Source organism: Ottowia pentelensis (assembly GCF_964341695.1).
In genome coordinates, this window is the sequence record NZ_OZ224513.1 from 2,331,264 (window position 1) to 2,344,812 (window position 13,549).

At 68.7% G+C, this 13,549-nt stretch carries 10 protein-coding genes; 7 read left to right on the forward strand and 3 right to left on the reverse strand.

The features are described from left to right. The first annotated feature begins 74 nt into the window (after nucleotides 1-74). From lptF to ACWHMB_RS11325, 4 genes are all read left to right on the forward strand, one after another. Nucleotides 75-1,163: an LPS export ABC transporter permease LptF gene (lptF, locus tag ACWHMB_RS11310; RefSeq protein ID WP_377485130.1), complete on the forward strand. Its 1,089-nt coding sequence runs from the start codon at nucleotides 75-77 to the stop codon at nucleotides 1,161-1,163. Then, nucleotides 1,160-2,266, forward strand: coding sequence for an LPS export ABC transporter permease LptG (gene lptG, locus ACWHMB_RS11315; RefSeq protein ID WP_293222864.1), 1,107 nt, complete (start codon nucleotides 1,160-1,162; stop codon nucleotides 2,264-2,266). The genes lptF and lptG overlap by 4 nt, the downstream gene beginning before the upstream one ends. 69 nt (nucleotides 2,267-2,335) lie before the next feature. Continuing rightward, nucleotides 2,336-3,280: a CysB family HTH-type transcriptional regulator gene (locus tag ACWHMB_RS11320; protein ID WP_377485134.1), complete on the forward strand. Its 945-nt coding sequence runs from the start codon at nucleotides 2,336-2,338 to the stop codon at nucleotides 3,278-3,280. Beyond that, nucleotides 3,270-4,442, forward strand: coding sequence for a pyridoxal phosphate-dependent aminotransferase (locus ACWHMB_RS11325; protein ID WP_377485136.1), 1,173 nt, complete (start codon nucleotides 3,270-3,272; stop codon nucleotides 4,440-4,442). The genes ACWHMB_RS11320 and ACWHMB_RS11325 overlap by 11 nt, the downstream gene beginning before the upstream one ends. 117 nt (nucleotides 4,443-4,559) lie before the next feature. On the opposite strand, the gene ACWHMB_RS11330 is transcribed toward ACWHMB_RS11325, so the two are convergent. After that, nucleotides 4,560-6,203: an acyl-CoA synthetase gene (locus tag ACWHMB_RS11330; protein ID WP_377485138.1), complete on the reverse strand. Its 1,644-nt coding sequence runs from the start codon at nucleotides 6,201-6,203 to the stop codon at nucleotides 4,560-4,562. Between the two features lie 73 nt (nucleotides 6,204-6,276). Between ACWHMB_RS11330 and dnaG the strand changes: the two genes are divergently transcribed. The 3 genes from dnaG (at nucleotide 6,277) to ACWHMB_RS11345 (ending at nucleotide 12,034) form a co-directional block, all read left to right on the forward strand. After that, a complete protein-coding gene (gene dnaG, locus ACWHMB_RS11335; protein WP_377485434.1) occupies nucleotides 6,277-8,109 on the forward strand; it encodes a DNA primase in 1,833 nt (610 codons plus the stop codon). 350 nt (nucleotides 8,110-8,459) lie between these two features. Next, the gene (rpoD, locus tag ACWHMB_RS11340) at nucleotides 8,460-10,697 is read left to right on the forward strand and encodes an RNA polymerase sigma factor RpoD (protein WP_377485140.1); all 2,238 of its coding nucleotides are present in this window, start codon (nucleotides 8,460-8,462) and stop codon (nucleotides 10,695-10,697) included. 80 nt (nucleotides 10,698-10,777) lie between these two features. Next, entirely contained in the window at nucleotides 10,778-12,034 is a 1,257-nt protein-coding gene (locus ACWHMB_RS11345) for a multidrug effflux MFS transporter (protein WP_377485142.1), read from the forward strand. On the opposite strand, the gene ACWHMB_RS11350 is transcribed toward ACWHMB_RS11345, so the two are convergent. Continuing rightward, entirely contained in the window at nucleotides 12,019-12,714 is a 696-nt protein-coding gene (locus tag ACWHMB_RS11350) for a Crp/Fnr family transcriptional regulator (RefSeq protein ID WP_377485144.1), read from the reverse strand. The genes ACWHMB_RS11345 and ACWHMB_RS11350 overlap by 16 nt on opposite strands. A gap of 64 nt (nucleotides 12,715-12,778) precedes the next feature. Beyond that, entirely contained in the window at nucleotides 12,779-13,516 is a 738-nt protein-coding gene (locus tag ACWHMB_RS11355) for an ABC transporter ATP-binding protein (RefSeq protein ID WP_377485146.1), read from the reverse strand. Nucleotides 13,517-13,549 lie beyond the last annotated feature (33 nt).

Consider the following 13,549-nt stretch of genomic DNA (forward strand, 5'->3'; position numbering starts at 1 on the left):
AGCCGGTAAAGTCAGGCATTGCGTAGCGGTCGAGAAAGTTGCAAGCGGTCAGCTGCCGATTTCAGGTTCACCCCATGTTATTCGATTCCTCTTTCCGCAAGGAGCTGGGCCGCAGCTTCGGCGCCACCCTGGTGGTGCTGATCACCGTGGTGATGACGGTGATGCTGATCCGCACCCTGGGCCAGGCCTCGGTGGGCCGCGTCAATCCGTCCGAGGTGCTGCTCGTCATGGGCCTGACGGTGCTGGGCCACCTGCCCACCATCCTCACGCTGAGCCTGTTCGTCACCATCACCCTGGTGCTCACCCGCATGTACGCCAGCAGCGAGATGGTGATCTGGTTCGCCTGCGGCCAGGGGCTGGGCGCCTTCGTGCGCCCGCTGCTGCGCTTTGCCTGGCCGGTGCTGCTGGCCGTCGCCGCGCTGGCGCTGCTGGCCTGGCCCTGGTCCAACCAGCAGATCCAGGACTTGCGCGAGCGCTTCCAGGGCCGGGGCGACATCGAGCGCGTGGCGCCGGGGCGCTTCATCGAGTCGGCCGGCGGCCAGCGCGTGTTCTTCATCGACAAGGACAGCGCCGAGGCCGATTCGGGCACCAACATCTTCATTGCCGCCAGCGAGCGTGGCAGCGAGGCCGTGATCTCGGCCGAGCGCGGCCACCTGGTCACGCTGGGCGAGGGGCGCGCGCTGCAGCTGGACCAGGGCTTTCGCCTGCAGACCAACGACACCACCGGCGCCATGCGCGTGAGCGAGTTCGCCGAATACAGCAACCGCATCAACGCGCAGATCATCCCCACCATGCGCGACGACGCGCCGCGCCTGCAGTCCAGCCTGGCGCTGCTGCGCAGCGGCTCGCCGCCCTACCTGGCCGAGCTGTCCTGGCGCCTGGGGCTGCTGCTGGCGGCCATCAACTGCGTGCTGATCGCGCTGGCCGTCACGCGCGTCAACCCGCGCGTGGGGCGCAGCGCGGGGCTGGTGTTCTCGCTGTTCGCCTTTGCCACCTACTACAACCTGATCGGCCTGGGCCAGGGCTGGATCGAGCAGGGCCGCGTGGGCGCCTGGGCCTTCATGCTGGGGCTGCACGGCGGCATCGCCCTGGCCGCCGGGGCCTGGATGGCCTGGCGCCAGCGCAACTGGCACGTGCGCGCCAACCGCGAGGCGCAGGCATGAGGACCATCCGCCGCCTGATCTACAACGACGTGCTGCTGTCGGTGGGCTTCATCGCGCTGGCGTTCTTGCTGCTGTTTTCGTTCTTCGACCTGGTCGACCAGCTGGGCGACCTGCGCGATCTGGCCACGCACGGCTATTCGCTGGGCTACGCGCTGCTGTACGTGGCGCTGCAAATGCCCGGCCACCTGTACGACCTGCTGCCCATCGCGGTGCTGATCGGCACCATCTTCGTCATGGCGCGGCTGGCCGAAAGCTCGCAATACACCATCTTGCGCACCAGCGGCCTGGGCCCGCTGCGGGCGCTGCGCACCCTGCTGCTGCTGGGCCTGGGCTTCGTGCTGCTCACCTTCGCCATCGGCGACTACGTGACGCCCGCGGCCAACCGCGCGGCCACCGCCATGCAGGCGCGCTTCGTGGGCGACATCACCGTGGGCCGCACCGGCGCCTGGATGAAGGACCGCCAGGGCGAGCGCAGCTATTCGGTCAACGTGGGTGCCGTCAGCCCCGACGGCACGCTCAACCAGGTGCGCATCTTCGAGTTCGACACCCGCACCTCGCGCCTGCTGGCCACCGTCAAGGCCGCGCACGGCGCGTTCGTCGAGCACGGCTGGGCGCTGCGCGACGTGCAGCGGCGCAGCTTCGAGCACGTGGACGCGCCCGAGCCCCGCGTGACCGTGCAGCAGCAGGACAGCTGGTTCTGGCCCACCGCCATTTCGATCGACATGGTGGCCGCCGCCCTGCTCAGCCCCGACCGCATGCAGACGGTGGACCTGTACCGCTACATCCAGCACCTGCAGGACAACGGCCAGAGCGCCCAGCGCTACGAGATCGAGTTCTGGCGCAAGGTGTTCTACCCGCTCAGCTGCCTGGTGATGATGGTGCTGGCCCTGCCCTTCGCCTACCTGCACTTCCGCTCGGGCAACATCGCCGGCTTCGTCTTCTTGGGCGTGCTGGTGGGCATCAGCTTCTTCCTGCTGAACAACGTGTTCGGCTTCATCGGCAACCTGCGCAACTGGGTGCCCTGGATCGCGGCGGCGGCGCCCGGCATTTTGTATTCCATCCTGGCGCTGGCCACCTTCGGCTGGCTGGTGTTGCGGCAGTAAATCGGCGGGCTCGGGCGCGGCCTTTAGATTGAATCCGCCATAATGGCGGGCTTCAATATTCCAGACGCCATGAACCTCCATCAATTCCGCTTCGTGCAGGAGGCGGTGCGCCGCAACCTGAACCTGACCGAGGCGGCCAAGGCGCTGCACACCTCGCAGCCGGGGGTGTCCAAGGCCATCATCGAGCTGGAGGAAGAGCTGGGCGTGGAGATCTTCGCGCGCCACGGCAAGCGCCTCAAGCGCGTCACCGAGCCCGGCCAGCACGTGCTGGAATCGATCGCCATCATCCTGCGCGAGGTCGGCAACCTCAAGCGCATCGGCGAGCAGTACAGCGCGCAGGACAGCGGCACCCTGTCGATTGCCACCACCCACTCGCAGGCGCGCTACGTGCTGCCCACGCCCGTCACCAAGCTGCGCGAGCGCTACCCCAAGGTCAACATCAGCCTGCACCAGGGCGCGCCCGACCAGGTGGCGCGCATGGTGCTGGACGAGGTGGCCGACATCGGCATCGCCACCGAATCGCTCACCGACTACCCCGACCTGGTCACCCTGCCCTGCTACGAATGGCAGCACGTGCTGGTGTTGCCCGCGCAGCACCCGCTGGCCAAGCGCGAGCGCCTGACGCTGGAGGACATCGCCGCCGAGCCGCTGGTGACCTACCACCCCTCGTTCACCGGCCGCGCGCGCATCGACCACGCCTTTGCCCAGCGCCACCTCACGCCGCGCATCGTGCTGGAGGCCATCGACTCCGACGTCATCAAGACCTACGTGCGCCTGGGCCTGGGCCTGGGCATCGTCGCCGAGATGGCGGTGCAGGGCGAGGCCGACAACGCCGACCTCGCCCTGCGCCCGCTGGGCCAACTGCTGGGCCACAACCTGGCGCGCGTGGCGCTCAAGCGCGGCGCCTACCTGCGCGACTTCGTCTACTACTTCGCCAGCCTGCTGTCCGACCGCCTGGACAAGGACCTGATCCTCAAGGCCATGAGCGGCGAGGCCACCACCTATGAGCTCTGAACGCACCCCCGCCTTTCCCTCGCGCCTGCCCCAGGTGGGCACCACTATCTTCACCGTCATGTCGGCGCTGGCCAGCCAGCACCAGGCCGTCAACCTGGGCCAGGGCTTTCCCGACTTCGGCTGCGATGCGCGCCTGACCGAGGCCGTCACTGACGCCATGCGCGCCGGCCACAACCAGTACCCGCCCATGCCCGGCGCGGCGCCGCTGCGCGAGGCCATTGCTGCAAAAATCGAAGCGCTGTACGGCCGCCACTACGACGCCGGCAGCGAAATCACCGTCACCGCCGGCGCCACCCAGGCCATCCTCACGGCCATCCTGTGCTGCGCCGGCCCGGGCGACGAAGTCATCGTGCTGGAGCCCAGCTACGACAGCTACGTGCCCAACATCGAACTCACCGGTGCCACCGTGGTGCGCGTGCCGCTCACGCCCGGCACGTTTCGCCCCGACTTCGACCGCATCGCCGCCGCGCTCACCCCGCGCACCCGCGCCATCCTCATCAACAGCCCGCACAACCCCAGCGGCACCGTCTGGTCGGCCGCCGACATGCACAAGCTGGACGAGCTGCTGGCCCCCACCAATGTGCTGCTGATCAGCGACGAGGTGTACGAGCACATGGTCTACGCCCCGCTGCGCCACGAAAGCGTGGCGCGCTGGCCCGGCCTGGCCGCGCGCGCCTTCATCGTCAGCAGCTTCGGCAAGACCTATCACGTCACCGGCTGGAAGGTGGGCTACGTCGCCGCGCCCGCGCCGCTCACGGCCGAGTTCCGCAAGGTGCACCAGTTCAACGTGTTCACCGTCAACACCCCCATGCAGCACGGCCTGGCCGCCTACATGCAGGACCCGGCGCCCTACCTGCAGCTGCCCGCCTTCTATGCCGCCAAGCGCGACCTGTTTCGCGCCGGCCTAGCGCAAACGCGCTTTCGCCTGCTGCCCTGCGAAGGCACCTACTTCCAGACCGCCAGCTATGCCGACATGCCCGGCCCCGAGCGCGAGCTGGGCGAGGCCGACTTCTGCCAATGGCTCACGCGCGAGCACGGCGTGGCCGCCATCCCGCTGGCGGCCTTCTACGGCGACGGCTTCGAGCAGAAGACCATCCGCTTTTGCTTTGCCAAGCAGGACGACACCCTGCGCGCCGCGCTGGCGCGGCTGGCGCGGCTGTAGGACGTGCCACGTTCTGCAGCAGCCGATACTACTGATTCGATAGCTGCTCGCGCTTGATGGGCGGGCGCCAGAGCCCGATTTGGCTTGAAACCGGCGTCTGCTCAGGCGGCCGGCGCATCAGACGTCGATGGCCGCCGCCGAGCCGGCCTGCTTGCGCAGCTCGAACTTCTGGATCTTGCCGGTGCTGGTCTTGGGCAGCTCGCCGAACACCACGGCGCGCGGCACCTTGAAGCCGGCCAGGTGCTGCTTGCAATGGGCCACGATGTCGGCCTCGCTCACCTGGGCGCCGGCCTTCAGCTCGATGAAGGCGCAGGGTGTTTCGCCCCACTTGGGGTCGGGCTTGGCGACCACGGCGGCCGCCAGCACGGCGGGGTGGCGGTACAGCACGTCCTCGACCTCGATGGAGGAGATGTTCTCGCCGCCCGAGATGATGATGTCCTTGCTGCGGTCCTTGATCTTGATGTAGCCGTCGGGGTATTGCACCGCCAGGTCGCCCGAGTGGAACCAGCCGCCGGCAAAGGCCTCGGCCGTGGCCTTGGGGTTCTTCAGGTAGCCCTTCATGGCGATGTTGCCGCGGAACATGATCTCGCCCATGGCCTCGCCGTCCAGGGGCACCGGCTGCATGGTCTGCGGGTCGAGCACGCGCGCGTCGCGCTGCAGGTGGTAGCGCACGCCCTGGCGGGCGTTGAGGGCGGCGCGCTCGCCGATCGGCAGGCCGTCCCAGCCGGCCTGCTTGGCGCACACCGTGGCCGGACCGTAGACCTCGGTCAGGCCGTAGACGTGGGTCAGGTCGAACCCCATCTGCTCCATGCCCTCGATCATGGCCGCCGGCGGCGCCGCGCCGGCCACCATGCACTTGACGCCGCGCGGCACGCCCGCCTTCAGCTCGTCGGGCGCGTTGACCAGCAGGCCGTGCACGATGGGCGCGCCGCAGTAGTGCGTCACGCCGTGCTCGCGGATGGCGTCGAAGATGGCCTTGGCCTCGACGCGCCGCAGGCACACGTTGACGCCGGCGCGCGCCGCCACCGTCCACGGAAAGCACCAGCCGTTGCAGTGGAACATGGGCAAGGTCCACAGGTAGACCGCGTGCTTGGGCATGTCCCATTCGAGGATGTTGCTGATGGCGTTGGTGGCCGCGCCGCGGTGGTGGTAGACCACGCCCTTGGGGTTGCCGGTGGTGCCGCTGGTGTAGTTGAGCGCGATGGCGTCCCACTCGTCGGTCGGGTAGAGCCACTCGAAATCGGGGTCGCCCCGATCGAGAAAGGCCTCATACGTCGTGCTGCCGATGGGCTGGCCGGGGCCGAACAGCGCGTCCTCGACGTCGATGACGAGCAGCGGCGCCTTCGACTGCCGCAGCGCCAGCGCCTTCTTCATCACCGGGGCGAACTCGGGGTCGACAATGACGACCTTGGCCTCGCCGTGGTCGAGCATGAAGGCCACCGCCTCGGGGTCGAGCCGGGTGTTCAGCGCGTTCAGCACAGCGCCGGCCATGGGCACGCCGAAATGCGCCTCCACCATGGGCGGGGTGTTGGGCAACATCACGGCGACGGTGTCGTTCTTGCCCACGCCGGCCTGCTGCAGCGCGCTGGCCAGGCGGCGGCAGCGCCGGTAGGTGTGGTCCCAGCTCTGGCGCAGCGTGCCGTGCACCACCGCCAGGCGCTCGGGGTAGACCTCGGCCGCGCGCTGGATGAAGGCCAGCGGCGTGAGGGGGGCGAAGTTGGCTTCGGTGCGGGGCAGGTCGGTATCGAAGATCGAGGGCATCGCGGGCTCCGGCATGTTGATCCGCCCATGATAGACAAGTGGCCTGGTGCGGCCCGTGCGCGACAATCGCCCGGTGGCCATTCCCCAGCATTTCATCCAGGAGCTTCTGGCGCGCGCCGACGTGGTCGAGATCGTCGGCCGCTACGTGCAGCTGAAGAAGACCGGGGCCAACTTCTCGGGCCTGTGCCCCTTTCATGGCGAGAAGACGCCCTCGTTCACCGTCAGCCCGTCCAAGCAGTTCTTCCACTGCTTCGGCTGCGGCAAGAACGGCAACGCCATCGGCTTTCTGATGGAGTTCACCGGCGCCGGCTTTGTCGAGGTGGTGCACGACCTGGCGCAGCAATACGGTCTGCCCGTGCCCGAGGACGAGCGCAGCCCGGCCGAGCGCGCGCGCGCCGCGCAGGAGACCGAGCAGCGCGCCAGCCTCACCGACGTGCTGGCGCGCGCGGCCGACGCCTACCGCCAACACCTCAAGGGCTCGCCGCGCGCCATCGACTACCTCAAGCGGCGCGGCGTCTCGGGCGCGGTGGCACGCGACTTCGGCCTCGGCTACGCGCCCGAGGGCTGGCGCACGCTGGCCAGCGTGTTCCCCGATTACGCCGACGCGCAGTTGCAGGACAGCGGCCTGGTCATCGTCGGCGAGGACGACGAAGGCAAGCGCTACGACCGCTTTCGCGACCGCATCATGTTCCCGATCCGCGACGTCAAGGGCCAGGTGATCGGCTTTGGCGGGCGCGTGCTGGGCGATGAAAAGCCCAAGTACCTCAATTCGCCCGAAACCCCGGTGTTCCACAAGGGGCGCGAGCTGTACGGCCTGTTCGAGGCCCGCGGCGCGCTGCGCGAACACGGCTACGCGCTGGTCACCGAAGGCTACATGGACGTGGTCGCCCTGGCCCAGCTGGGCTTTGCCAACGCGGTGGCCACGCTGGGCACGGCCTGCACGCCCGAGCACGTGCACAAGCTGTTTCGCTTCACCGACAGCGTGGTGTTCAGTTTCGACGGCGACGCCGCCGGCCGGCGCGCCGCGCACAAGGCGCTGGCTGCCGCCCTGCCCCTGGCCAGCGACGTGCGCAGCATCAAGTTTCTGTTTTTGCCGCCCGAGCACGACCCCGACAGCTTCATCCGCGCCGAGGGCGCCGGCGCCTTCGAGCAGGCGGTGCAGGCCGCCGTGCCGCTGTCACGCTTCGTGCTGGACGCCGCCGCGCAGGACTGCGACATGGAGACGGCCGAAGGGCGCTCGCACTTTGCCGCCAACGCCCGGCCGCTGTGGCAGCTGCTGCCCGCCGGCGCCCTGGCCGCGCAGCTGCTGGGCGACATCGCGGCGCAGGTGCGCATCGGCGTGCACGAGCTGCAGCAGCTGTGGGGCCTGCGCGGCGCGGCGCGGCCGCCGCGCGAGCGGGCCCACGCGCCCGCTGCCGATCGAGGCGCGGTGCGCGGGCCGGCGGCGCCCACCCGCCCGCCGCTGCGTGCAGCCGCGCCGCGCACCGCCCCCAGCAGCCGCGCGCACCGCGCGCTGCAGATCGTGCTGACGGCGCCCGGCAGCTGGCAGGCCCTGAGCGGCAGCGACCACCAGCTGCTGTGCGAGCAGGCGGCGCCCTACGGCCCGCTGTTCGCCTGGCTGGACGGCCAGGTGCTGGAGCACGGCCCCCAGCCCTGGAGCGCGCTGCGTGAGGCGCTGCGCGGCCACCCGCAGGAGGACGCGGCCGTGCGCGCCATCGAGGGCCTGCACGACGAGATCGACTCCGACCCCCGGGAGCTGCAGGACATCCTGCGCCAGGAGCGCCCCGTGCACCTGAAGCAGCGCATGGACGCCGCGCTGGCCGCCGGCGACGTGGCGCTGTACCAGAGCCTGCTGCCCGAGCTGGCCAGGGCCAAGACCGGCGAGCGCGAAGCGGGCGGGTACTAAGGGCCGGGGTGGCTGAAATCGCCCTGCGATGCCTCTTGACGCCTCTTGAAATTCGGCGAATTGTTATAATGTAAGGCTTGTCACCGGCAAGAGCGACAGCAGCACCTCCGGATCGGCCCTCGCGTCGTCAGCGCACGCGCCCCATGCATGGGGTGGCCACATCACCGCAAGGACTGCACCCCAAATGTTCGCCCGACCATCTTGCCCATGACGGTGGAGTGCCCGCATTGGCCGCCGGTCGGCCGAGGGGCGCCGCCGCGATGCCATTCTTTTTGAGTTGAGTCCGAGAGGAGCCCGCCCGGGCGGCCACGCCGCCGCTGGGCGACTCCGATCCGTACCGAGGTCGAACCATGCCCACCAGCGCCAAAACCGCCAAGTCCACCCCCAAGGCCAAGGCTGCCCCCAAGGCCAAGTCCGCGACGGCCGACGAGCTCGAGCCCAAGGCCGTGCCGGCCAAGAAGGCCGCCCGCAAGTCCACCGGCCCCGCCAAGGCCGCGGCCGAAAAGTCCGCCCCGCCCAAGCGCGGCAAGGCCGGCAAGGCCGGTGCCCGCGAGGAAGACGACACCGACCTGTCCGACATCGAGGCCGACCTGGAAGGCGAGCCCGAGGCGGCCGTGCCCGAGGTGGTCGAAAAGGCCAAGCCGCTGCGCATGAAGATCAGCAAGGCCAAGGAACGGGCCTTGATGAAGGAATTCGGCCTGGACGAAGGCGTGCTCTCCGAGGAGGAGATGAACACCCGCCGCGCCAACCTGAAGGCCCTGCTGAAGCTGGGCAAGACGCGCGGCTATCTGACGCACGGCGAGATCAACGACCACCTGCCCGACAAGCTGGTGGACGCCGAGACGCTGGAGGCCGTGGTCTCCATGCTCAACGACCTGGGCGTGGCCGTGTACGAGCAGACGCCCGACGCCGAGACCTTGCTGCTGACCAACACCGGCACCAGCACCGCCACCGAGGAAGAGGCCGAGGAAGAGGCCGAGGCCGCCCTGTCCACCGTGGACAGCGAGTTCGGCCGCACCACCGACCCGGTGCGCATGTACATGCGCGAGATGGGCACGGTCGAGCTGCTGACGCGCGAGGGCGAGATCGAGATCGCCAAGCGCATCGAGGGTGGGCTGATGGAGATGATGGAAGCCATCAGCGCCAGCCCGACGACGATCGCCGAGATCCTGAAGATGGCGGGCGAGATCCGCGAGGGCAAGGTGGTCATCAACACCATCGTCGACGGCTTTGCCGACGCCGACGAGAACGACGACTACGTGGCCGAGGAAGACTTCGACGAATACGACGAAGAGGACGACGACGACGGCAAGGGCGGTTCCAAGTCGATGACGCGCCTGCTCGAAAAGCTCAAGGCCGAGGCGCTGGAGCGCTTCGACGAGGTGGCGGCGCTGTTCGACAAGGTGCGCCGCGCCTACGACAAGGAAGGCTGGGGCTCGCCCACCTACGTGAAGGCCCAGCACGCGCTGTCCACGCGCCTGATGTCGATCCGCTTCACCGCCAAGACGATCGAGAAGCTGTGCGACCTGCTGCGCGGCCAGGTGGACGACGTGCGCAAGTACGAGCGCGAGCTGCGCCGCATCATCGTCGACCGCTGCGGCTACCCGCAGGACGCGTTCATCGCCGACTTCTCGGGCCGCGACAAGAGCGGCAACCGCGTGCGCTCGCACCTGCTGGACCTCAAGTGGGTCGAGCGGCAGGCGCACGCCGACAAGGCCTGGAGCGCGATCATGGGCCGCAACATCCCGCCCATCCAGGACCTGCAGCAAAAGCTGACCGACCTGCAGGCGCAGGTGGTGGTGCCGCTGGACGAGCTGAAGGCCATCAACAAGCGCATGAACGAGGGCGAGGCCGCCAGCCGCGACGCCAAGAAGGAAATGATCGAGGCCAACCTGCGCCTGGTCATCTCGATCGCCAAGAAGTACACCAACCGCGGCCTGCAGTTCCTCGACCTCATCCAGGAGGGCAACATCGGCCTGATGAAGGCGGTGGACAAGTTCGAATACCGCCGCGGCTACAAGTTCTCGACCTACGCCACCTGGTGGATCCGCCAGGCCATCACGCGCTCGATCGCCGACCAGGCGCGCACCATCCGCATCCCGGTGCACATGATCGAGACCATCAACAAGATGAACCGCATCTCGCGCCAGCACCTGCAGGAGTTCGGCTTCGAGCCCGACGCCGCCCTGCTGGCCGAGAAGATGGAGATGCCCGAGGACAAGATCCGCAAGATCATGAAGATCGCCAAGGAGCCGATCTCGATGGAAACCCCCATCGGCGACGACGACGACAGCCACCTGGGCGACTTCATCGAGGACAGCAACAACACCGCGCCGGTGGACGCCGCCATGCAGGCCGGCCTGCGCGACGTGGTCAAGGACATCCTCGACAGCCTGACGCCGCGCGAGGCCAAGGTGCTGCGCATGCGCTTCGGCATCGAGATGGACAACGACCACACGCTGGAAGAAGTGGGCAAGCAGTTCGACGTCACGCGCGAGCGCATTCGCCAGATCGAGGCCAAGGCGCTGCGCAAGCTCAAGCACCCGAGCCGCTCCGACAAGCTGCGCAGCTTTACCGACAACACCTGATCGTTTTTTAGTCAAATCGGCGCCTGGCGCATATGCAATATGCGCCAGGCGCTATTTTATTTGTAGTATCACAATAGTTGATGAACCCCGACGCCGCCCAAATCTGGAAGGCCCCGCGCTGGGCCCTGGCCATCTTGCTGGCCATGCTCGGCATGCTGGGGCCGTTTTCCATCGACACCTACCTGCCGGCCTTCGCGGCCATTTCGCAGTCGCTGCACGCCACGCCGACCGAGATGCAGCAGACGCTGTCGGCCTACCTGTTCGGCTTCGCGTTCATGAACCTGTTTCACGGCGCGCTGTCGGACAGCTTCGGCCGCCGGCCGGTGATCCTGGGCGGGCTGGTGCTGTTCACCCTGGCCTCAATCGGCTGCGCGCTGTCGCAGACCGTGGGCCACCTGATCTTCTTTCGCGCGCTGCAGGGCCTGTCCACCGGGGCCGGCGTGGTGGTGTCGCGCGCGGTCATCCGCGACATGTTTCCGCCCGCCGAAGCCCAGCGCGTGATGAGCCAGGTCACCATCTTCTTCGGCGTGGCGCCGGCCATCGCGCCCATGATTGGCGGCGTGCTGTCCGAATACCTGGGCTGGCACGCGATCTTCTGGTTCCTGGTCGCCGTGGGCGTGGTGCTGATCGTGGCCAACCTGCGCCTGCTGCCCGAGACCCTGCACGTCCGGGACCGCCAGCCGTTTCAGTTCGGCCACCTGCTCAAGGGCTATTCGGTGCTGCTGTCCGACCCGCGCTTCTTCCTGCTGGCGCTGGCCTCGGGCGTGCCCTTCAACGGCCTGTTTTTGTACATCCTGGGCGCGCCGGCCTACCTGGGCGAGGTGCTGCACCTCAAGCCCACGCAGTTCTTCTGGTTCTTCGCGCTCAACATCGGCGGCATCATGGTCGGCTCGTGGATGTCGGGGCGCATGGCGGGCCGGGTGGCGCCCAAGAACCAGATCATGCTGGGCTTTCGCATCATGGTGGCGATCTCGCTGTTCAACATCATCGCCAACGCGCTGTTCGAGGCCGAGATCTGGTGGTCGCTGTGGCCGATCGCGCTGTTCGCCTTCGGCTGGGCGCTGATGGTGCCGGTGGTGACGCTGCTGGTGCTGGACCTGCACCCCGACCGGCGCGGCATGGCCTCGTCGCTGCAGTCGGTGGTGGGCTCGGTGGCCAACGGCATCGTGGCCGGCGCGGTGGCGCCGCTGGTCATGCACTCGGCGCTCGGCATGGCGCTGATGTCGGCCGTCTTCCTGGCGGTCGGGCTGGTGTCCTGGCTGTGGCTGCACCGGCACTGGCCCGAGATCGGCGATCCGCGCCGCCAGGCGCCGGCGCCCGGTCAACGGCCGGGGTAGTTGGCCAGCCGCGCGACGTCGGGGATGTGGATCTCGCGCTTGTCGACCTCGATCAGCCCCTGCGTGGCCAGTTCGCTCAGCACGCGCGAGAAGTATTCGGGCGTGATCGACAGGCGCGAGGCGATGGCCGCCTTGCTGACCGGCAGCGTGACCGTCATCGACACGCTGCCCGGCTCAGGAATGGAGCGCCCGCCCAGCAGGTAGCCGATCACGCGCTGCGTGCCGCTGTGCAGCGACACCGACTCCACGTCCTGCACCAGGCCCTGCAGCCGCCGCGACAGGCCGGCCAGCATGCGCAGCGAAAAGGCCGGACTGCGCTCGATCTCGCGCAGCACCGCGGCGCGCTCGATGGTCAGCAGCAGGGTGTCGGTCAGCGTCTGCGCCGTGACCAGGTAGGGCGCCTGCATGAACATCACGGCCTCGCCGAAGCTGCGTCCCGGCCCGCACAGGTGAATGACCTTCTCCACCCCCGTGGGCGACATGGCGAACAGCTTGACCTGGCCCATCACCACCACGTGGAACTCGCGGCAGGCATCGCCGACGTGAAAGATGGTGCGCCCGCGCTCCAGGCGGCGCAGGTGGCAGTCCTGCGCCAGCCGCTCGCGCTCGGGCTCGGTGATGTTGGAAAACAGCGGCAGCGTGCCCAGATAGCGCGCAACGTCGAACTTGTCGTGACTCACGGGGCGGGTGGTGGTTGAACTGCAGCCGAGTGTACGGACGAATGGCCGCGGCGGCGCCCTGCCCTCATTCGGCCTTCTTGCCGCCCACCCCCAGGTAGGTCTCGATCACGCGGCGGTCGGTCAGCAGCGCGCTGGCCTCGCCGCTGAGCGCCACGGCGCCCATCTCCAGCACGTAGCCGCGGTCGGCCACCTGCAACGCCGCGCGCGCGTTCTGCTCGATCAGCAGCACCGACACCCCCAGCTCGCGCAGCGAGGCCACGATGTGCAGCACCTCGCGCACGATCAGCGGCGCCAGGCCCAGCGAGGGCTCGTCCAGCATCAGCAGCTTGGGGCGCGCCATCAGCGCGCGGCCGATGGCCAGCATCTGCCGCTCGCCGCCCGACAGGGTGGCCGCCAGCTGCGCACGCCGCTCCTGCAGGCGCGGAAACAGCGCGAACACCTCGCCCATGCGCTCGGCCTGGTCGCGCTGGCCGCGCCGCCAGCGGGCAAAGCCGCCCAGCAGCAGGTTGTCCTCGACCGACATTTCGCCGAACAGCTCGCGCTTTTCGGGCACCAGGCCGACGCCGCGCGCCACCATCGCCTCGACGCTGGGGCGGGCGATCTTGTTGCCGGCCAGCTGCACGCCGCCGGTCGAGGGCAGCAGGCCCATCACCGCATTCAGCAGCGTACTCTTGCCGGCACCGTTGGGGCCGATGACGGTGACGATCTCGCCCTCGCCCACCGTCAGCGCCACCTGGTGCAGCGCCTCCACCGGGCCGTAGCAGACGCTGAAATTCTGGATGTCGAGCAGCGGGGCGGTCATTGGACGACCCTCCGCGCTGCGCGCTGCGGGATT